The sequence below is a fragment of the Citrobacter freundii complex sp. 2025EL-00176 genome, from assembly GCF_053309355.1.
On record NZ_JBRYHT010000009.1, the window covers coordinates 123,397 to 142,867 of the forward strand.

Annotated in this window: 21 protein-coding genes; 3 read left to right on the plus strand and 18 right to left on the minus strand. The window is 51.6% G+C overall.

Annotation, left to right across the window (positions count from 1 at the left end; genetic code table 11):
- Positions 1 to 257 precede the first annotated feature (257 nt).
- The gene (gene pepD / locus ACVXHP_RS17285; RefSeq protein WP_304696706.1) at positions 258 to 1,715 is read left to right on the plus strand and encodes a cytosol nonspecific dipeptidase; all 1,458 of its coding nucleotides are present in this window, start codon (positions 258 to 260) and stop codon (positions 1,713 to 1,715) included.
- A gap of 102 nt (positions 1,716 to 1,817) precedes the next feature.
- Here the strand turns inward: pepD and dinB are convergent, their stop codons facing one another.
- The 11 genes from dinB to lafA all read right to left on the minus strand — a co-directional run bounded on the left by dinB (position 1,818) and on the right by lafA (position 11,101).
- Positions 1,818 to 2,873, minus strand: coding sequence for a DNA polymerase IV (dinB, locus tag ACVXHP_RS17290; protein WP_447571896.1), 1,056 nt, complete (start codon positions 2,871 to 2,873; stop codon positions 1,818 to 1,820).
- A 67-nt stretch (positions 2,874 to 2,940) separates the two neighbouring features.
- The gene (locus ACVXHP_RS17295) at positions 2,941 to 3,582 is read right to left on the minus strand and encodes a DNA primase (protein ID WP_316128462.1); all 642 of its coding nucleotides are present in this window, start codon (positions 3,580 to 3,582) and stop codon (positions 2,941 to 2,943) included.
- Between the two features lie 56 nt (positions 3,583 to 3,638).
- Complete coding sequence (lafU, locus tag ACVXHP_RS17300) at positions 3,639 to 4,637, minus strand: putative lateral flagellar export/assembly protein LafU (protein WP_200007997.1); 999 nt, start codon at positions 4,635 to 4,637, stop codon at positions 3,639 to 3,641.
- 2 nt (positions 4,638 to 4,639) lie between these two features.
- The gene (motA, locus tag ACVXHP_RS17305; protein WP_006685923.1) at positions 4,640 to 5,503 is read right to left on the minus strand and encodes a flagellar motor stator protein MotA; all 864 of its coding nucleotides are present in this window, start codon (positions 5,501 to 5,503) and stop codon (positions 4,640 to 4,642) included.
- Positions 5,504 to 5,532: 29 nt separating this feature from the next.
- A complete protein-coding gene (locus ACVXHP_RS17310) occupies positions 5,533 to 6,249 on the minus strand; it encodes a FliA/WhiG family RNA polymerase sigma factor (protein WP_006685924.1) in 717 nt (238 codons plus the stop codon).
- 20 nt (positions 6,250 to 6,269) lie between these two features.
- Entirely contained in the window at positions 6,270 to 6,740 is a 471-nt protein-coding gene (locus ACVXHP_RS17315) for a flagellar basal body-associated FliL family protein (RefSeq protein WP_200007999.1), read from the minus strand.
- 7 nt (positions 6,741 to 6,747) lie between these two features.
- Positions 6,748 to 7,920 (minus strand): flagellar hook-length control protein FliK, encoded by a 1,173-nt coding sequence (locus ACVXHP_RS17320; protein WP_447571897.1) that lies wholly within the window; start codon positions 7,918 to 7,920, stop codon positions 6,748 to 6,750.
- Positions 7,917 to 8,234 (minus strand): flagellar protein FliT, encoded by a 318-nt coding sequence (locus ACVXHP_RS17325; RefSeq protein ID WP_447571898.1) that lies wholly within the window; start codon positions 8,232 to 8,234, stop codon positions 7,917 to 7,919. Before ACVXHP_RS17325 ends, ACVXHP_RS17320 begins: the two co-directional genes overlap by 4 nt.
- Before the next feature lie 4 nt (positions 8,235 to 8,238).
- Positions 8,239 to 8,631 (minus strand): flagellar export chaperone FliS, encoded by a 393-nt coding sequence (fliS, locus tag ACVXHP_RS17330; RefSeq protein ID WP_003843794.1) that lies wholly within the window; start codon positions 8,629 to 8,631, stop codon positions 8,239 to 8,241.
- 33 nt (positions 8,632 to 8,664) lie between these two features.
- The gene (gene fliD / locus ACVXHP_RS17335) at positions 8,665 to 9,990 is read right to left on the minus strand and encodes a flagellar filament capping protein FliD (protein ID WP_316128466.1); all 1,326 of its coding nucleotides are present in this window, start codon (positions 9,988 to 9,990) and stop codon (positions 8,665 to 8,667) included.
- A 196-nt stretch (positions 9,991 to 10,186) separates the two neighbouring features.
- Entirely contained in the window at positions 10,187 to 11,101 is a 915-nt protein-coding gene (gene lafA / locus ACVXHP_RS17340) for a lateral flagellin LafA (protein ID WP_316128467.1), read from the minus strand.
- A gap of 543 nt (positions 11,102 to 11,644) precedes the next feature.
- On the opposite strand from lafA, the gene ACVXHP_RS17345 reads away from it, so the two are divergent.
- Both ACVXHP_RS17345 and ACVXHP_RS17350 read left to right on the plus strand, forming a co-directional pair.
- Positions 11,645 to 12,595, plus strand: a complete 951-nt coding sequence (locus tag ACVXHP_RS17345; protein ID WP_447571899.1) for a winged helix-turn-helix domain-containing protein — start codon at positions 11,645 to 11,647, stop codon at positions 12,593 to 12,595.
- Positions 12,573 to 13,052, plus strand: a complete 480-nt coding sequence (locus tag ACVXHP_RS17350; protein ID WP_447571900.1) for a hypothetical protein — start codon at positions 12,573 to 12,575, stop codon at positions 13,050 to 13,052. Before ACVXHP_RS17345 ends, ACVXHP_RS17350 begins: the two co-directional genes overlap by 23 nt.
- Here the strand turns inward: ACVXHP_RS17350 and ACVXHP_RS17355 are convergent.
- The 7 genes from ACVXHP_RS17355 to flgG form a co-directional block, all read right to left on the minus strand.
- Positions 13,049 to 14,050, minus strand: coding sequence for a flagellar hook-associated protein (locus ACVXHP_RS17355; RefSeq protein WP_447571901.1), 1,002 nt, complete (start codon positions 14,048 to 14,050; stop codon positions 13,049 to 13,051). The two genes, ACVXHP_RS17350 and ACVXHP_RS17355, sit on opposite strands and share 4 nt — an antisense overlap.
- 25 nt (positions 14,051 to 14,075) lie before the next feature.
- Positions 14,076 to 15,005, minus strand: a complete 930-nt coding sequence (gene flgL, locus ACVXHP_RS17360) for a flagellar hook-associated protein FlgL (protein ID WP_316128471.1) — start codon at positions 15,003 to 15,005, stop codon at positions 14,076 to 14,078.
- A gap of 18 nt (positions 15,006 to 15,023) precedes the next feature.
- On the minus strand, positions 15,024 to 16,400 hold the full coding sequence (flgK, locus tag ACVXHP_RS17365) for a flagellar hook-associated protein FlgK (protein ID WP_447571902.1): 1,377 nt from the start codon (positions 16,398 to 16,400) through the stop codon (positions 15,024 to 15,026).
- Between the two features lie 96 nt (positions 16,401 to 16,496).
- Positions 16,497 to 16,799, minus strand: a complete 303-nt coding sequence (locus ACVXHP_RS17370; RefSeq protein WP_094301070.1) for a rod-binding protein — start codon at positions 16,797 to 16,799, stop codon at positions 16,497 to 16,499.
- 8 nt (positions 16,800 to 16,807) lie between these two features.
- On the minus strand, positions 16,808 to 17,929 hold the full coding sequence (locus tag ACVXHP_RS17375) for a flagellar basal body P-ring protein FlgI (protein WP_304696688.1): 1,122 nt from the start codon (positions 17,927 to 17,929) through the stop codon (positions 16,808 to 16,810).
- Between the two features lie 14 nt (positions 17,930 to 17,943).
- Positions 17,944 to 18,609 carry a flagellar basal body L-ring protein FlgH gene (gene flgH / locus ACVXHP_RS17380; protein ID WP_038643004.1) on the minus strand — a complete coding sequence of 222 codons (666 nt, stop codon included), beginning with the start codon at positions 18,607 to 18,609 and terminating at the stop codon, positions 17,944 to 17,946.
- Positions 18,610 to 18,664: 55 nt separating this feature from the next.
- The gene (flgG, locus tag ACVXHP_RS17385; RefSeq protein ID WP_199965971.1) at positions 18,665 to 19,450 is read right to left on the minus strand and encodes a flagellar basal-body rod protein FlgG; all 786 of its coding nucleotides are present in this window, start codon (positions 19,448 to 19,450) and stop codon (positions 18,665 to 18,667) included.
- Positions 19,451 to 19,471 lie beyond the last annotated feature (21 nt).

The window sequence follows — 19,471 nt, forward strand, 5'->3', positions numbered from 1 at the left end:
AGTGTCCCAGCCTGTTTATCTACGGCTAATTAATAAATTGAGGGTGAACCAGGTTGCGCGAGATTATAGAGATCTGACGCACTAAAAACCAGTGTTTCGCGGAATCCACGCCTCTTTTTGCATGCTTTATGCTAGCCGTCAGCGGAGAAAGTGGTATTCTCAATCGCATCGCGCAAGCCTGACTTGTGGTGTTTTTTATTCAGCTAACCCCGTGCCCTGCAAGCAAGTTTTGTAGGACATCGCCAAGGAGACTCAACGTGTCTGAACTGTCTCAATTATCCCCGCAACCGCTGTGGGATATTTTTGCCAAAATCTGTTCTATTCCTCATCCGTCCTACCATGAAGAGCAACTCGCTGAACACATTCTGAGCTGGGCCCAGGAGAAAGGTTTTCACGTCGAGCGCGACCAGGTCGGTAACATCCTGATTCGCAAACCTGCCACTGCTGGCATGGAAAACCGCAAACCGGTTGTTCTGCAGGCGCACCTGGATATGGTCCCGCAGAAAAACAACGACACCGTGCACGACTTCACCAAAGATCCTATCCAGCCTTATATTGATGGCGAATGGGTGAAAGCTCGTGGCACCACGCTGGGTGCGGATAACGGCATCGGTATGGCGTCCGCGCTGGCCGTACTGGCGGATGACAACGTGGTACACGGTCCGCTGGAAGTGTTGCTGACCATGACCGAAGAAGCAGGTATGGATGGCGCGTTCGGTCTGCAGGCAAACTGGCTGCAAGCAGATATCCTGATCAACACCGACTCTGAAGAAGAAGGTGAGATCTACATGGGTTGCGCAGGGGGTATCGACTTTACCTCAAATCTGCCGCTGTCCCGTGAAGCGGTTCCGGCTGGTTTCCAGAGCTTTAAACTGACCTTAAAAGGTCTGAAAGGCGGTCACTCCGGTGGCGAAATCCACGTAGGCCTCGGTAACGCGAATAAGCTGTTAGTACGCTTCCTGGCGGGCCACGCTGAAGAGCTGGATCTGCGTCTGATTGATTTCAATGGCGGTACGCTGCGCAACGCGATTCCGCGTGAAGCCTTTGCGACCCTCGCCGTGGCGGCTGATAAGGTTGATGCGTTAAAAGCGCTGGTTAACACTTACCAGGAGATCCTGAAAAACGAACTGGAAGCCAAAGAGAAGAATCTGGCTCTGCTTCTGGATGCCGTTGCCAACGATAAAGCCGCGCTGACCGCGCAGTCTCGCGATAGCTTTGTTCGTCTGCTGAATGCCACCCCGAACGGCGTGATCCGCAATTCCGACGTGGCGAAAGGCGTGGTGGAAACCTCCCTGAACGTCGGTGTCGTAACCATGACTGACGATAATGTACAGATCCACTGCCTGGTTCGCTCGCTGATCGACAGCGGTAAAGACTACGTGGTAAGCATGCTGGATTCACTGGGCAAGCTCGCTGGTGCCAAAACAGAAGCCAAAGGCGCCTATCCTGGCTGGCAGCCGGATGCTAACTCTCCGGTAATGCACCTGGTTCGCGAAACCTATCAGCGTCTGTTCAACAAAACGCCGAACATCCAGATTATCCACGCCGGTCTGGAATGTGGTCTGTTCAAGAAACCGTATCCGGAGATGGACATGGTTTCCATCGGGCCAACCATCACCGGTCCGCACTCCCCGGATGAGCAGGTTCATATTGAAAGCGTCGGCCACTACTGGACGCTTCTCACTGAACTGCTGAAGTCGATTCCGGCGAAGTAAGTCTCTGTACTAAATGCCGGATGGCGCTGCGCTTATCCGGCCTACATGCTGATTTGTAGGCCGGATAAGACGTTTATGCCGCCATCCGGCAATACATCAGAGTCAAATTCCCAGTAGTAGCTGTCTTTCCAGCTGTGGATCCAGCAGCGTAACGTGTAATCCCACCAGCCTCACGCCCCGCCCTCCCCGACGTTCATCCCAGGTTTTGCGCGCCGTCGCAATTAAGTCATCTTTACTTAAGCGCGGCCAGACGTGCTCCTGCGTGGTTTGCTGAAAATCATTAAACTTGAGTTTTACTCCCTGCCGGGCGATCAACAGATCCGGTTTTACCTTTGCCAGACGTCGTTCCAGTTCAGAATAAAGCCGCTCAATGATCTCCTCACATTCAGCCCATTCATGAATATCTTCTGCCAGCGTACGCTCGACGCCGACTGATTTGCGCAGTCTGTCATTGTTGACGTCGCGCTCATCAATGCCCTGGCTGCGTTCCCACAACACGCGACCAAACTTACCAAAACGTTTGAGCAACATGGCCAGGTCGTATTTTTGAACATCCTCGCAGGTACGCAACCCCATCGCTTCCAGCTTAGCGGCAGAAACTTTGCCAACGCCGGGTATTTTCCCTAACGGCAGCGTTCTGAGAAATTCAGGAACATCGGCGGGGGTAATGACATATTGCCCATTGGGCTTATTGAGATCGGAGGCTATTTTTGCCAGAAACTTGACCGGCGCAATTCCGGCGGAGGCGGTTAACTGTAGCTCGTTGAAAATCGTCTGGCGGATCTCCTGCGCTATCAGCGTGGCGGAACCGTGACAGTGAGCGCTGTCGGTTACATCCAGATAGGCTTCGTCCAGCGAAAGAGGTTCAATCAGTGAGGTATAACGGGAGAAGATCGCCTGAATCTGGCGGGAGGCTTCTTTATAAGCCTCGTATCGACCAGGCAATAACGTGAGATGCGGACACAGTTTTAACGCCATTCCGGTCGGCATTGCGCTACGCACGCCAAATTTACGCGCCGGGTAATTGGCAGTGCTGATAACCCCCCGGCGTTCACGACTGCCGCCGATAGCGATGGGAATGTCGCGTAGGGCTGGATTATCACGCATTTCCACCGCCGCGAAAAAACAGTCCATATCAACATGTATGATTTTGCGCATCACTCGCCTCCCCACAGCACTGTTTAAGTATACAGTATTTTTATGGTGTGAGAAGTATGATTATGCCTTACGCTGGACCATTCATAACGAAGCGCGCATCGCACAGGTAACGCACGATGTCCGTGGCCTTATGCTCTGCGGGATTACCCGCCGTACTGACAAAAAGTTTATTCACTTTGCGAATCTTTGCCCGCAACAATTTTTCGATCGTCATCAGGCGAAAGGCGTCATTTTCCACGCAGAAAAGCTCGTAGTCGCCCAGACGCTCTCCACAAATTTCACAATGATTCATCCAGTAACGTAGCCCGGTAGTTTTACTTTTATCCAGATAGTAATTGCTGGCTTTGATGTTCTTTTTTATCTCTTCAGGCAGAGAATTAATGTGGAACAGAAAGGTATTCCGTCGAATAGATTGCCAGCCTTTGCCATCCTGATCTTTTCTGATAAAGCGGGTAAACATCACTCCGTGAATATGGGTGAGCTGGTGGCAGTTCCAGCAATGCATCTTCGAGGTAATCACCAGATAGTACGGCGCGACGATGTTAAAACTGTCGGTGTTGTAGACATAGTCACGAAGCGCCCCGTTTAACTCATGGGGTTCGGTGTACCAAATCCCTGAAACCTTGTCGAAATGCGCGCCCTGACAGGCCACATCCGTGATGTTATCAGTATGAATATCCAATGGAATAATATGGGTTACATCTATCACATTGCCTCCCTGCGGGATAATTTGCCCCCACGTTGCGTGGGGGACGGGGAACCGAATTAATGCGTGACGGGAGCAGAATGTTGGCGTAAAGAAGTCACCTGCTTTTGTTTGTCGAGCTTATCAACCAGCGGCTGTACCACCTTCTCGCCATGCTGACCAAAATATTGATACAGCGTATCGGAAGCGCTTTGCGTCAATACCATAATCTCAATGCGACGGTTGCCGGCGCTTTCCGGATTTTTCGCATCCAGCAGCATTTGGTCGGCCATCGCGCTGACCTGCATAACTTTATCCTGCGGCATTCCGGCATCTTCCAGCACACGACGAGCCGACAATGCGCGGTCGCCTGACAGGTTCCAGTTGTTGTAAATGTTACTCTTATAGCTCATCGCGTCCGTATGCCCGGTAATGATGATCTTGTTGTCCAGCGAGTCAAACACAGGGGCCAGCTCAACCAGCAGCGATTTAAAGAACGGCATAATTTTGGCGCTACCGCGTTCGAACATATTACGGTTCTGATCATCTTTAATCAGTACGCGCAACCCCTGAGGAACAATCTCCATTTCCAGGTTGGTCTCCATATGCGCATTGCGGGCAATGACGTTAATGTCGGTCGCCAGCTCGCCTAGCTCCTGGGCTGATTTTTGTTTCAGTAACGCCGTTTTCTCGTTCACGTCCAACGCTTTTTTAGCGTTCTCTTCCGTGATCCTCGCCGTCTCCTGTGGATTCACGGTTTTATCAAGCTTGTTGCGCGTGACGTTTTTCTTCTGCGCGCCTGGCGCTATCGGCTGCTTGCCCAGCTTGTTCAACGGCGCCATACCGCCACCGTTAAAGATCGACTGGCCATGCAGCGCCGCCACGATATTTTCGCGGTCAGCTTTACTGACGCTGTTTACAATCCACAGCGTCATAAACAGCGCCATCATCGCCAGCGTAAAGTCAGCAAAGGCGACCTTCCACGCCCCGCCATGATGACCTGCATGGTTTTTTTTAATTTGTCGACGGATAATGGTGGTTTTCGCGCCGCGATCGCGACGATTTGGCCCCTTCCTCATGCTTATTCCTGCTCCAGCATCGCATTAACCCACGCATCCAGATTGGCGAAAGTGGGTTTAGAGGCCAGATGGAGAAGTTTACGGCCAGCATCGACCGCCAGTAGCGTCGGTTTACCGCCCGCTTGCGCCACCAGCACGGTACGTACGCATTCGAGCAGCGAATGCTCTGCCCGCGCCTGCTGTTCCATGGCATTTGCCAGCGGGTCCATCAGGCAATAACAGATGAATACCCCTAAGAATGTCCCCACCAACGCCGCCGCCACTTTCAAACCGATAAGCGCAATGGAGCCATCGATAGACTGCATGGTGATAATAATCCCCAATACCGCAGCACAAATGCCGAATCCAGGCATCGCCTCGGCGGTACGCTGCAAGGAGCGCGAAGGGGTTAACAAAGACTCTTCGGCGGTATCCAGCTCCTGATCGAGGATCCCTTCCAGTTCATGGGCATCGATTTTACCCATCGCCATCAGACGGAAGTTATCGGCGATAAATGTCACCAGTCGCTTCTGAGTCAGCACCAGCGGGTATTTCTGGAAAATGGTACTTTCTTCCGGCTGTTCGATATGCTGATCCAGCATACGCAGACCACCGTTCTGCACCATTTCCAGCAGCTCATACAGGCACATCAGTAGCTGACGCTGAAACTCCGGTCCCATTTTCTTTTTACTGATCACCCCTTTGATCTGATGAGCGATCTCTTTCAGCACATGTACCGGGTTACCAATAATCATCGCCCCCAGACCGGCACCGACGATGATAATAATTTCTGCAGGCTGCCAAATAGCAATTAACTGGCCACCAGCCTCAAAATAGCCGCCAAATACGCAGCCCAAAACCACTAATAAACCAAAAATCTTTTGCATTACGTCCTCCGCATGTTGATTCGGAATTGTTAGTCTGGATATAAACAATCACGAATCTTGTGCGTGATTTTTTTATTCATTTGACAAATTCGGGCTTCGGTCAGCCCTAATACCAGCGCGATCTCTTTTAAATTCATATCGTGTTGGTAATACATTGAGAGCACGAGGCCCTCTTTTTCGCTGAGTTGGCTCAGGGCATAACTCAACATTTCCTGGGTAACGAATTGCTCTTCAAGCCCCCGCCCTTCGAGCGGTGCAATCGGCATATCGCCATTCAGTAATTCATCCAGACTGGCCAGCGTTTCGGCGCCTTCCAACTGTTGATATTCCTGATAATCCTCAGACGATAATCCCAGCCGGGACAACTCCTCCCATGAAGGCTCATGCCCAAGCTGTGTGCGCGCATCACGAATCAAATCTTTAATCTGATGGTATTTTTGCCGTAGCTGGCGAGGCCGCCAGTCGAGGCTGCGCAGCTCATCCAGAATTGCGCCGCGTATGCGGTGGACGGCATAACCGGCAAAACCTTCGTCTGGCTGACCGTAGCGGCGAATCGCGTTCAGCAATCCCATCAGCGCCGTTTGTTCCATATCCTGCCTGTCCATAACGCAGGTACATTGCGGCGCAAGTTGACGCACCACTTTGCGCACCAAAGGAAGATAAGCCTGTAAATAATGACTCTCTTGCTTTGGCGTGAGCACGGGCGTCGCATTAAAGTCTTCTGACTCGTAAGCATCCTGTATCATGTTATTTCCTGGATTGTCGCTTATTGGAACACGACTTTTTTCACCAATATGTCCTTATAAGGTGTCGCCATTTTGCGTTTCGCTAATTCGACTTTCAGATTCTCAAATACTTTCTTTCTGATATCGGAGATCTTCAGCGCCCGAATATCTTCATATTTCATATTCGAGAGCTCATCTACGGTAATACTTTGATAAAGCGGTTCGTCCTTCTTAATTTTTTCAGCGTCTTTCTCTGAATCAACGACCATTACCAGCTCAGCGACCATATAGCGATCGCCCCCTTCATCATCATGCAGCGTAACCACCGTTTCTGGCAGGGAGACAAAAATACTGCTGGATTCATCCTGGCTGTCTTCCGCTTCGTGAGCGGGAGTCGCTGCTGCAGCCGTGGTTCCTTTATTCATAGAATGATAAATGCCCCATCCGGCGCCCCCTGCAATAGCCAAAGCGACGACGGAGCTGATCACACACGCGATAACAATTTTCTTCATCTTGCTCTTACACTTTGATCAGAATGGATTCGTTTTGTTGAAATTGAGGTTCGTCGTTAAGCGTTAACGCCGACGTCACCTCATCCTGTTGATGACCTGACTGCTGTTTTTGCTGCTGCGATTGTCCCTCGGAAGAGACCTGAACATTGACTTCCATGAAGTTCTGCGCCGTCAGGTGCTGGCGTAGGTTGTCGCTAAATTGTTGCAATGAGCGGCAGACATCGCTCTGATTTGCGCCGATGTGAACCATCAGCTTGCCTGCATCCAGTTGCACGGCAATTTCAAGTTTGCCCAGCGAAGGAGGATCAAGACGAATGGTCGACACCTGCTGTTGCTGACCAATCTGGAACTGAATTCTGTCTTTGAGCAGCGCAGTGAGTTTTTCCCCAAGTTCCTCCGTTGACATCACCACTGGCGAGGACGCTTGCGTCGACACGATGTTATGGTCAGTCAGCGGATTCACCGGCTGATTTCCCTGCGCCGCGGTATTGAGCAAACTTTGCGTAGAGGGCGCTGGGTTAACCGTCACGCCAGCGGTTTTTCTCTCAACCACCGGGCGAGGACCGGTGTTCTGGGTTGCTTTCACCCGAGCAGAAATTTGTTGGGTGGTCGAGAGTGACGCAGGCTCCGGCGCAATCGCACGCAGATCCTGAGCGGAAAACGTCGCCAGCTTAGCCTGCTGATCCGGCGTTGCTGACGGCAAATCCTCGCTGAGTGACGCCAATAACGTTTGCAGCTTCGGCGGCAGTGACGATAAGTCAGTTGTGTGCTGCTCAGCCGATGGCGTGGACGTGTTTTCCGGCTGGGCCATGGCGCTCGCCAGTTGGCGCAGCAGTGATGACCCCGAATCGGTGGTTTGTACCTGCGCCAGCATTTTCAACATGTCGCCATCAGGCTGCTTTTGTAAATCGGCCGGAGCTGCCTGAGTTGGTTGCGCCAGTAGCATAGCCAGCAATGCCTGCATGGCTGCCGGATTCGCATCGTCTTGTTTATGTGCAGCCGTCGATGTCTGCTGATGACTCAGTTTTGCGCCAATCAGCCGCTCAGCCGCGGCATTAAGCCCCGACAGGGGTAAAGAAAATGTGCCGCTGCTTGCAGGGGCCGCCGACGCCGAAATAGTCGCCTTTTCCGGTGTGGCCTCTGTCGACGCACTGACCGAGGCCAGTAATACAGGATTCATGCCTTCTCCGAAATTAAATTAACCATTGAATACGCCAACATTCCTTCCTGGTTTTGCTGATGTTTCTCCATGCACGCTTTGAGTTCTTCCGCACGCTGCGTTCGCCGCTCAATTAATGCCTCAAACGCGATCAGCAGTCTGCTCTTCACTTCCCGTAGCGCCTCGGCGTCAGTTTCCCAGGCAGCATAGGCATGAAAGTCACGCATCACCTGCTGATGCAGACCCGGTAATCGACGCCACCGTTTTTGATCCAGGGCTTCGTTCATCGCCGCCACCAGGGCATAAAGTTGCTGTTGCTGACGCTCTCTTTCCATCGCCTTATCCAAGTTTTGCCGACAGACCTTCCCAGCCTGTGCGCAGATTCGTCAGGATGAGGATCACTTCATCAATTTTTTCTAACGACAATTCGCCGCTGGCTTCATACAGGCGGTAGACGCAGTGGTCATAAAGCCGGGAGAGATTCACTACCAGCTCACCGCCGGTTTCAAACTCCAGCGAGCTGGTTAAGGCGTTGAGAATATCGATGCATTTATTGATGCTTTGCGCTTTACGCTCGTAGCGTTTGTTCTCAATGTGGCTTTTCGCGCGTTCCAGTTCGTCCATCAAACCGGAAAACAGCACCAGCACCAGTTCTAAAGGCGATGCTGCTGCCGTACGCGCAGCAAGATCCATCTCTTTGTATTGTGAATAACCATCCTGCGTGTCGTACATGTTGATTCTCAATCCTTCTTTTAAATCAGCCGATTACATAAAAGCGGCCATACTCACTTTCATGGTGTACGTTTCAACCAGCGTATTGGTGTACTCTTCCACATAGCGCTCGTAGTTAGTGTTATAGGTTTCAGTCAGCTGATCGCTTTCATCTGAAATCTTGTCCTGCTGGTCATCAATGTTCTCCTGGCGCATGGCAATGATGCCGTTGCTGGAATCCAGATAGCTGTCCATCAGGTCGTCCATTTGCGCGACCATGCTGTCATCGCCGACAAAGATTGAGGTCAACCCGTCCGGGTTCTCTTCCATTTCTTCGCTGAACTGGGTGGAGTCAATTTGTAAGTGACCGTCGGAATCCAGCGTGATGCCGTAATCCACAATCGATACGCCGCCGTATGAAGCGTGAGCGATGTCATCCATCTGATTTGCCAGCGAATTCATCCCGGCATCACCAGCAAAGACCCCGGCAGCGGTGTCGTCATCGCCATAGCTGGTCAGTGAATCAATGGTGTCGATCAGCGTGTTATAGGCATCCACGAAGGTCTGCACTTTTTCCTGAGAACCACTGGAGTCTTCAGCAATGGTAAAAGTGGTCAAATCATTAGGATCAGCAGGATCGCTGGCCTCCGTGAAGGTCATGGTTACGCCGGGGATTACATCGTCAAAAGTGTTGGTACTACTGGTGATTGTGGGACCCGTTTGACTTCCAAGATGAATTTCTGCGTCCTGCGCATCCGTGACGTTATTTTTGCTGGCTGTAATCTGATCAGAGAAAGAGGTGTTTCCCGTTACGCTTACTGAGAATGCGCTTTGCGCTCCCGTGGTATCGGACGTCAGCATGATGGTGGTTGTCCCATCGGTTTTGACCAGTGCCGCCGACACACCAGGGTTGTCGTCCGAGTCATTGATCGCATCAACCAGTTCGCTGGCATCAATAAAGCTGTCGCCATCTTCATCGGCAGCCGCGAGATCGATATCCATGGTCGTGCCGTCATCCATCGTTAGCTCAAATGTGCCGGATGCGCTAAACGTGTCATCGCTCATGCTGAAGGTCGTCTGTTGCGCCTCTGCCAGTTTTGAGACATAAAATGAATAGGTCCCCGCCTGCGCCTGCGAGTTTGCTGACACCGTATTCGCCTCATTATTCGAGGTGGCAGAAAACGTCAGCGGGCCGTCAGTATCACTGTTAAGCGCATCAATTGCTGACTGAAAGTTGGTGAGCGCCGAACTTAACGAGTCCAGGCCGTTGCTCTCTGCAGTGAGTTGGTTCTGCTCGTTTTGCAGATTTGCCGCCTGGGTGGCGATGTCTGCGTAGGCAAATTCTTGTGCTAATTTTTGGATCGGACTCGTATAGCTCATAATCAGTGACTCCGTGCAACATTATTTATGTGTTAGCAAAACGCATGCCAATATTTTTTATTATTTATATTCAGTAAGTTAAATTAGTGGCGGAAATGGATTTTCCCTTCCTCAGGAAGGTTTCCAGGTAAAAGCCTGGTCGCTGAAAGCACAACACCGCCGGGTGGCGGTGTTGTGAATGACATTACGTCAGGAATTACTGCAGCAGGCTGGAAACCATGCTGGACATGCTGTTGGACTGCTTCAGCATGGTGATACCCGTTTGCATCAGCACCTGTTGCTGGGTCATGTTGGACGCTTCCGTCGCGTAGTCGGTATCCATAATGTTACCGATCGCCACTTCCGTGTTGTCCTGCATGCTGGTCAGGTTAGCCGCGGTATCGTTCAGACGGTTGATGGATGCACCCAGTTTGGACTGGATCTTAGACACGTCATCCATTGCAGTCTGGATAGTTCCAATCATCGCGTTTGCAGAGCCAGAAGTGGTCAGTTCGGAGCCGCCAGAGATACCTGCGCTACCGGTCTTATCTGCCTGGTCGCCTTTGAAAGAAGCACTAACCTGGTCCAGCGCGCCAACAAGAGCGTCCAGTTGGCTGGAGATGTTAACGGTCATGGTGTCGGAAGATTCAGCACCAACCTGGAAAGTTACACCGCTCTGGAACAGACCATCTTTACCGGTGTTGCTGGTACCGGAAACACCGAACAGATTGGTGCCGCCGTAAGTGGTGTTCTGCAGCATATCGGACATCTGCTGACCCAGTTCATCGTATTCGTCCTGCATCGCCTGCAGATCTTCGTCGTTGTAGGTTCCGTTCGCTGCCTGAGTGGACAGGTCTTTCATACGGCCCAGTACGTCGGTCATTTCATCAAACATGCTGTCTGCAGTCTGCAGCATGGCAGTGGCATCGTTGATGTTGCTCAGCGCAACGCCCATGCCGCTGGACTGCGCGGTCAGACGGCTGGCAATCTGTTTGCCCGCAGCGTCATCTGCAGATGAGTTAATACGGTTACCTGTTGCCAGACGTTCCATAGAAGTAGACAGTGATGCGCTGCTTTTGTTGATAGCATTTACAGCAGACATTGATGCGGTATTAGTATTAATCGATAACATGGTACTGCTCCTTGGGAATAATCGTTTTCGTTTCGATACTCTGTAAAAACGACCACCCGTTCGGAAAACTTAAAGCGCTACAAAAAAAATTTTTATGAGCCCCACAACTTCATTACCAAGAGCTCACTCCTATTTTAGCTTTCCGTGCTTTAGTTCCAAAAAAGGCCTCACCTAAGAAAGAACTCACCCAAGGTTTAATTAAAAGATTATTAGAAATATCTCATCATGAGTTGATTGATTACGCACCTGAAGGGTTAACTTCATGATAAAAATAAGATTATACTTAGCTGAAAATGCTTTAAGTTACCCTGTCCAAGGTTTATTTTACATTTAGTTGCAAATAGCCTGTATTTTTATATTGTGAGTCGCAAGCACTTTCGTTACATTTCGAGTCCATTTTTGGACAGCATAAAAAACACTCAATAGCGATTCGGCTGCAGCTTTACAGCCAGAAAGACATTTCAATTTCTCCAGAATTTTAATGCACTGATTTTTAACGGTGTGACACCAGGGATATAAAATCTTGCACAGGTATACAAATCGATGAGTATCGTAGTCAACAACTGGCGGATGGATTCCTCGCTTAATGCGTTAATCCATTGTGAAACAGGCGAGATACGTCGCCTGGGCGAATACCATTTTATTCTGTTAGAGACATTAGCTAAAAATGCCGATGTCGTTTTATCTCGGTCGTATTTAATGAGCGCAGTGTGGAAGAATCGCATCGTCGGCGGAAATAGCCTACCGACAGCCGTTCATGCCCTGCGTGTTGCTATCGATGATGACGGCAAGCAGCAGGAAATTATTAAAACCATTCCCAAAAAAGGGTATTTATTTAATAAAAAGTACCTGATTGAAACTATTGACTATAATGAACCTGTGGTGGATAACTGTACTATTGATGAAGCTGAGAAGCGTATCGAGGTTGTTGAGCCCCTTGCGCTTGATGAAACGTCTCCATCAACCGCCCATGAAGAAATAACCTTACTTAACAGTCAACTACTGACAAGAAACCAGAGAAAAACAACCATCAGGCGGCATCCTTACCGAGCCGTACTGATTACCTTACCCGTTATCGTTATCGCGCTGTCGTTGTTTATTTTAATCTCTTATTTTAAAGCACCGTCAGTCACTAAAATGGAAGAAGCTCCGCAACTGGTTAAAGAGACGCTGGAAAATGCCAACCGTGTTACCGTATTTCATCTTTACGATCCCGGTGAAAATAAGAAATCGTCATCGCTTGTTTCACCGCATATTCTTCCTGGTATAGAGCAACTCAACCCACTGTTGGTAAGCCATAATGCCTCGATGACCTTGTATTATCGGGTCTCACTGAACAAACTCGCCCTTGATATTGTGCTTAGCAATCAATGCAATGACAAATGGCAGTTAGCGCTGAGTTTCGATCACTGGCTAAATAAAGATAACGAAATGAATGGTATTTTAATTAAAGAAGTGGAGAAAATGTTAAATGAAATGCCAAAATGCAAATAATTTCTTTTTCCCTGGTCTGTCTGTTTTAACGCTATTTTTCACTGTCATGGCGCATGCCCATATTGAAAATACGGTTATTGCCAATTACGATCTTACTACCGGCAAAAATGTACATTATGAACTTATCACCAGCCCACTGAATAAAAACACTACCATCACTCTCGTCCCGCTGGAGCAAAATAACAAAATGCCATCCACGTTTAAGATCGCATCGTGTATTAATCATTATGCAGGCTCATCCAAACAGGGTGAGTTTCACTTTAGCACCACCAAAACCGATCAAAACGATTCTCTTCTGGCGAATTTCGGGGTGTTTGTCACTGAACATAACCTGCATACGTGGTGGCTTCATTTAAACCCACAGCAGAATTTGCTTTTTACACGGGATGTTGGAGGTCTGTTAATCACAGACCCCACTGCATTTAGCTTCTCAACAAACGCATGCCAGCAAAATTAACTTAATAAACTACGGACAGTCTGGCTGGAAAGTCGGGCTTGTCCATTTACCGCCTGTGCTAATACCTGATAATTGTGATTAGCATGATCCAATACTCCCCCCAAAGATTCAGAGGCTTTCACCGCGCTTTCCGCCTGCGGGAAACGCGCCATACCGTCAATTAGTTGCCGGGCCTTCTCCTGCTGGGCAGCCATTTGCGCACGCTGATCGCCAATAATATCCAACGCCTGCTGTAACCCGTCCTGAGTTCGGGCGCCGCCCTGCGCTATATGCTGTTGAAGCTCCTCTGAACGAGAGGGATCGGCAAATGTTTTCAGTGGGGTAAATGCTGACGACTTGGCACCGACATCGCGTACGCTGAGGGTCTGTTGGATCTGCGTCCACTGCTTTTCCGTGGTGGAGAACGTTAACGCGCCCTGCCGATCGTGCACCTGCACGCCGACGCGACGCAGCGCGTTGTTCATCATCATTTTGTACTGGCCTGGCTCCATATCCTCACCAACCACCACCGCAGAGTGCTGCGTTTGCCGCCCGTCAGAAACACTAAACATGCGTGAGCTTATGGCATCTTTTTGCAGCATCTGCGCCAGTTCAGGCGCGTGAAAGGTCACTCGCGCCTCGCCCTGCAAAACCGGACGCAGTTGCCTGTCCACCGCGCCGCCGGATAACGCCGTTCTCTTGTCCAGCCACTGGGTAAGCTCGGCGCCCTTTTGCTGCTGCGTCTGCCCGCCACGGCGCGAGGCATGGCGATAATCCAGCAAATGCTGTTCCAGTTGTCCCAGATAGTGATCGGCCTGCTGCAGCGTGGTGAGCTGATCGTTAAGCTGCACGCTGTAGCGCTGAGGCCGGGTGGTAATAAGCGGTGAGGCCGGGTAATCACTCGCCGTTGCGGGTAACTTTTGACGGACAGGGGCATTCTGCGCAACGGTATGCTGCTGCACAGAAGGATTAAGCGCTCCGCTACCGGAGAGTGACGTTGTATTTAAACCGACCTGCATACTATTCCTGAGCTACTGCTCGCTGTTAAATCACACTGAAAAGGTTCAACTCACTCACTTTAGAGTAGGTTTTTAAGGTGGCTTCCATCGCCATTTCCAGTCCGGTAAAGGTAATGGAGGCCGGGCCATAATCCAGATCGCTTAACTGACTGATAAGCTGATCGTTGGACGTTGAGATATCCGTCTGAGCACCGCTCAGCATGGTCATTGTATTCTGCGTTTCACCAATGGTGGCGATGGAGGCATTCAGCCCGTCAGAAGCCACGTCTACCGTATTAATGGCATTCTGAATATCGCTTTGTACCTGCGGATCGGCAGGGTCAACCGACGGATCCTGCAACTCTTTCGATAATGACGTTAAGGTGTTCAGCACATCCAGGCTATCGCCGAAGAAGTCGCTGACCGCCACATTGGTATCCACCTCGACACCATTGGAAACCGTGGTCTGGCGATGATCGTTATTCCCCTGGTAGGTATAGCTATCAGTCACGCCGTCGCCGTCCTCATCCACCGCGACAATCGGCGGCCGATCGTTCACCGTGCCGCCAAACACATAGTGCCCGTCTTCATCCTGGTAATTGAGCGCCGACACCATCGCTTCGGTCATCGACTGAATATCTTGCCCCAGGCTGGATAATGACTCGGCGGTATTGGTGCCGTTCGCGGCTTCCAACAGATCGTCGCGAATCGCCAACAGATCGTTATTGACGCCATCGAGAATAGATTCCTGCTGGCTCATCCCCGCCGTCGCGGAATCAATATTCGTTTGGTACTGGTCGAGAGCCGATTGCTGGCGGTTAAGCTGGGTGATTCGAGTCGCAGCGATAGGATCATCTGACGGTAGCAGAATGCTTTTCCCCGTCGCCATCTGCGTGACGACGTGAGAAAGATCGCTGGAAAGGTCGTTAAAACTCTGCGTCATGGACACATAAGACTGCTGTGCAGTTACTCGCATTTTTCATTCCCCTTCCGGTTAGCTACACATTTCCAGCACAGAGTCGAAAATATCTGCGCCGGTGGAGATGACTTTGAGGTTGGCCTCATAAATCTGCTGATAGGTAATGAGGTTGACCGCTTCTTCATCCATGCTCACACCGCTCACGCTGCTCTGCTGGTTCTGTGCCTCGGAGTACACGTTCGCTGCGGCTTCGGCTTCCGTCTGGTTTTGCTGGCTGTAGATACCAATATTGCTGATGATCGATGAACAAGCTTCGCCTACGGTTACGCTGCCGAGGCCTTCGATCTCCAGCGGTTCGGTAGAGATGTTGATCAGCGCCTGCAGGTTATCACTGTTACCGCTTTCGTCCGGCGAACTGGAAAACGCCAGCTCATCGGCGGTGATATCGGGATTTACCTCCAGCGGGCCATCTGATGAGTTTTCATCATAAATAAACAGCGGTTCACCGGGATTTCCGTTCAGATCGTAGCCCTGCGCCAGTTGCGTGTTCACCGCATCGGCAAACTGCTCGGCCATGCTGTTAATCGTTCCCGTCAGCGGCGTCAGTATTTCATTCTGATAATCAAACAACGCGCCCAGCGAGCCGCCGGTATCGGTGTTCATAGAAGATGTGGTTCCGGCAAACGTCAGCGACATGCTTTGCGTGCCGTCGGCATTGGTATCCAGTTCGATGGTGGAACTCTCCTGCCCGCTGACCAATGGCTGACCGTTTTGCAGCGTGACGTTATAGTTGCCTTCATCATCGATATTGACCTGAACGTCCATGATACCGCTGAGTTGTTCGACCATCTGATCGCGGGCGTCATACAGCGCCGACGCGTTATCGCCGTTGGCTTCAGCTTCCGCAATTTGCTGGTTATAGCTGGCAATACCGGTAGTCAGGGTGTTCACCTGCGCCACCATCGCCTGCTCCTGGCTGACGATCTCACTGCTTTGCGAGTCGATATAATCGAGGGTGTTATCCACACGCAGCGCCAGCGCGCCGGACTCGCTGATCACCTGTTCACGCAGGGCGGAATCATCCGGGCTGGTGGTGGCTTCGTTTAGCGCGGCAAAAAAGTTATCAAAACCCCCGCTCAGGCTGCTGTTATCATCACTGAGCACGGTTTCCAACTGCGTTAAATACTCTTGCTGGGTGTTGTAATAGCCATAATCGCTGGCGGCATACCAGACCTGGTTAACCTGATACTGGTTTGACACCCGGCGAATACTGTCAACCTGCACACCGTTACCCGCGCTGTTCGCCGAACCGGAACTCGCGCCAATAGTACTGGTGATGGCAACCTGCCGGGTGTAACCGTCGGTCATGGCGTTGGCTGTGTTTTGCGCCGTTACGTTAAGCTCCACCTGCGCAGTCGATGCGCCGCTGTAGCCAATGTTAATCATATCCATCAAAGCGTCCTCGCCGGTCAGTTACCCGGTCTGTATTAACAACCTTGCCGATTAAGAGCGGCGAAAAACCGCAGTTCTTAAGCCGCCGCGCAACCTTTATCCTTTGTGATGAGGGGAGAGTTGTTTGACGATCATCTCCGCAATGCCAATGCCGTGCTGTTGGGCAAGACTGTTGCACAGCTGATCGTCATAAAATCCCTGCATCATGCGTACCGAGTCGCTGTTAAACGGGTTATCTTTTGAGTCGAAGATCTCATTGGTTTTACGCATCTCTTTCAGCATGTTGCGTAAGAAGATGGCTTCAAACTGCTGGGCCGCTTTCTGCAAATCGTTATCTTTGATTTTTGGGCCCATTAACGCATCGCTGCCGTCAATGCCCCCACTGTGATTCACCTTGATGTCGGCCATTAAATCACCTCCAGATCGGCATCCAGCGCGCCGGCTTCATGCAGGGCCTGTAAAATGGACATAATGTCGTCCGGCGTTGCCCCCAGGCTATTGAGCGCGTTGACCAGCGTTTTCAGACTGCTGGACTCTGGCAGACTGATCATTCCCGGGCGGGCATGATTCACCGAAATATTGCTTTGCGGCGTCACCGCCGTACGGCCACCGGCAAAAGCGTTCGGCTGGCTGACGTTGCTGCTTTCATTGATGGACACTGTCAGGCTGCCATGCGATACCGCCGCCGCATGCAGGGCGATACCATCGCCCATAACCACCGTACCGGTACGCGAGTTAAACACCACCCGAGCACGGACTTTTTCCGCCTGCACCTGAACGTCATCCAACTGAGACATAAAGGCAACGCGTGCACCGGGGCTGGTTGGCGCGCGGACGATAACGTTGGTCGAACTTTGCGCAGTCGCAATGCCGCCAAATGATGCGTTAATCGCACCGGCAATATTATTGGCATCTTTGAAAGAGGGACGTTTCAGGTTGAGCGTGATGGTATCGCCCATCTGGAAATCGCTGGGAATTTCACGCTCTACCGACGCGCCGTTCGGTATCAGCCCGGCGGTGGGGGTATTCACGGTGACGCTGGAGCCGCTGGCGCCGGTCGCGTTCATCCCGCCGACCACCACGCTCCCTTGCGCAAGGGCGTAAACCTCTCCGTCAGCGCCGTGTAATTGGGTGAGCAATAATGTACCGCCGCGCAGGCTTTTGGCATCGCCAATCGACGAAACCGTGACGTCAATGGTCTGCCCACGCGAGTACATGGGCGGCAGCGTCGCGCTGACCGCCACCGCCGCAACGTTCTTCACCTTCGGATCGATTTTGCTCGGCAGCTGTACGCCGAACTGGCGCAGCATGTTGGTAATCGTCTGGTTAGTGAATTTGACCTGGTTTTTATCCCCGGTTCCGTCCAGACCGACCACCAGACTGTAGCCGACGAGTTGGTTTTCCCTGACCCCCTGGACGTTAACCAGCGACTCCAGAGATTGCGCCTGCGCCGCGCCAGGCAGCGCCAGGCTCAGGGCGATAACGATGCCGTTTAACGCCTTCATCCAGCGCCCGCTTAAGTGTTGCATATCAAAATCCTGCATTAGATCGGGAAGAGAGGATGGTTAAACAGACGCGTCAGCCAGCCCGCCGCATTGGCATCGCTCAATGCGCCACGACCCGCGTAGGAGATCCGTGCATCGGCAATACGCTGCGATGAGACGGAGTTGTCGTTCTGAATGTCATCGGCACGTACCAGACCGCTCAGGCGAATGTACTCATCGCCCTGGTTAAGGGTGAGCCATTTTTCGCCGCGAATTTCCAGAATGCCGTTCGACTGCACCGAGTGTACCGACACCGTAATTTCGCCGCGCAAACTGTTTTGCTGCTGCGAGGTCGCCGTCCCGTTGAAATCGCGATTGGCGTCCACGGAAGCGGAAAGGTTATCTTTGGTATGTCCAAACAGCGTCGGCGCGCCGATATCGACGGTATTGTTTTTCCCGAAATTGGTTTTCGCCTGTTTGCTCGACTGGGTAGATTCCTCCAGCATCACGGTCAGGATATCGCCCACCCGATAGGCGCGGCGGTCCGCCGTCAGCGACCAGTTATACCCCGTTTCAAACACGCCCCCCGCTCGGCCATCCGCCGTTGGCGGCGCTTCCGTTTTGGGAGGAGCAAAGAATTCGTCATTTTTTTTGACCAGTAGGGCCTGCGATTCACACCCGCTTAACAAGGGAAGCAGTACCATCAGCCAGAGATAATTTTTCACGTTCTGCCTATTTCTGCCGGATGGAGTGTCCCATCCGGCATTTCACATTCTTGGGTTACAGTGTCTGACTAATAAACTGCAGCATATCGTCTGCCGCAGAGACCATTTTGGCGTTCATCTCATAGGCGCGCTGTACGGTGATCATCGCCACCATTTCGTTGACGATGTCCACGTTCGAGCCTTCCAGCGCTTTATCCTGTAACGTTCCCAGGCCATCTTCCCCCGGAATACCTTCCGTCGGTTGACCGCTGGCCGCCGTTTCCAGATACAGGTTGTCGCCTTCGGCTGAAAGGCCGGCCGGGTTGGCGAAATTCACCAGCGTCAGTTGCCCCAGTTCGGTAGGGTCACTGTCGCCGGGCAGGATTGCCGTCACGGTGCCGTCTTCACCAAATGCCACGTTAGTTGCGCCGGATGGCACGTCGATTTCCGGTTGCAGGGGTAAGCCTTCGGAGTTGGTTAGCACGCCGTCGGCGTTAACCTGCATATTGCCGTCACGGGTATATGCGATATCCCCATTGGCTTTTTGCACCTGCCAGAACCCCTGCCCCATGATGGCCACGTTCATCGTATTGTCGGTGGTTTCAACATTCCCTTCGGTGAAGGTTTTTTGCGTTCCCACAATACGAACACCGCTACCGAACTGCATTCCGGTCGGCATGATGTTGTTTTGATCGAGCATGGCGCCCGGCGCTTCCTGAGTCTGATAAAACAGATCCTGGAACATCACGCGGTCGCGCTTAAAGCCCGTGGTATTGACGTTGGCGATGTTGTTGGCAATCGCACTCATCTCAGCATCCTGCGCCGACAGGCCGGTTTTACTGATCCATAACGCTGCGTTCATAAAACTTTATCCCTGATTAAA

What these genes read in the sequence shown, in the direction of transcription:
- dinB (WP_447571896.1), bottom strand. Translation starts at nt 2,873, where the DNA reads ATGCGCAAAATCATACATGTTGATATGGACTGTTTTTTCGCGGCGGTG.
- lafU (WP_200007997.1), bottom strand. Translation starts at nt 4,637, where the DNA reads ATGAGGAAGGGGCCAAATCGTCGCGATCGCGGCGCGAAAACCACCATT.
- motA (WP_006685923.1), bottom strand. Translation starts at nt 5,503, where the DNA reads ATGCAAAAGATTTTTGGTTTATTAGTGGTTTTGGGCTGCGTATTTGGC.
- ACVXHP_RS17310 (WP_006685924.1), bottom strand. Translation starts at nt 6,249, where the DNA reads ATGATACAGGATGCTTACGAGTCAGAAGACTTTAATGCGACGCCCGTG.
- ACVXHP_RS17315 (WP_200007999.1), bottom strand. Translation starts at nt 6,740, where the DNA reads ATGAAGAAAATTGTTATCGCGTGTGTGATCAGCTCCGTCGTCGCTTTG.
- ACVXHP_RS17320 (WP_447571897.1), bottom strand. Translation starts at nt 7,920, where the DNA reads ATGAATCCTGTATTACTGGCCTCGGTCAGTGCGTCGACAGAGGCCACA.
- ACVXHP_RS17325 (WP_447571898.1), bottom strand. Translation starts at nt 8,234, where the DNA reads ATGGAAAGAGAGCGTCAGCAACAGCAACTTTATGCCCTGGTGGCGGCG.
- fliS (WP_003843794.1), bottom strand. Translation starts at nt 8,631, where the DNA reads ATGTACGACACGCAGGATGGTTATTCACAATACAAAGAGATGGATCTT.
- fliD (WP_316128466.1), bottom strand. Translation starts at nt 9,990, where the DNA reads ATGAGCTATACGAGTCCGATCCAAAAATTAGCACAAGAATTTGCCTAC.
- lafA (WP_316128467.1), bottom strand. Translation starts at nt 11,101, where the DNA reads ATGTTATCGATTAATACTAATACCGCATCAATGTCTGCTGTAAATGCT.
- ACVXHP_RS17345 (WP_447571899.1), top strand. Translation starts at nt 11,645, where the DNA reads ATGAGTATCGTAGTCAACAACTGGCGGATGGATTCCTCGCTTAATGCG.
- ACVXHP_RS17350 (WP_447571900.1), top strand. Translation starts at nt 12,573, where the DNA reads ATGAAATGCCAAAATGCAAATAATTTCTTTTTCCCTGGTCTGTCTGTT.
- ACVXHP_RS17355 (WP_447571901.1), bottom strand. Translation starts at nt 14,050, where the DNA reads ATGCAGGTCGGTTTAAATACAACGTCACTCTCCGGTAGCGGAGCGCTT.
- flgL (WP_316128471.1), bottom strand. Translation starts at nt 15,005, where the DNA reads ATGCGAGTAACTGCACAGCAGTCTTATGTGTCCATGACGCAGAGTTTT.
- flgK (WP_447571902.1), bottom strand. Translation starts at nt 16,400, where the DNA reads ATGGATATGATTAACATTGGCTACAGCGGCGCATCGACTGCGCAGGTG.
- ACVXHP_RS17375 (WP_304696688.1), bottom strand. Translation starts at nt 17,929, where the DNA reads ATGCAACACTTAAGCGGGCGCTGGATGAAGGCGTTAAACGGCATCGTT.
- flgG (WP_199965971.1), bottom strand. Translation starts at nt 19,450, where the DNA reads ATGAACGCAGCGTTATGGATCAGTAAAACCGGCCTGTCGGCGCAGGAT.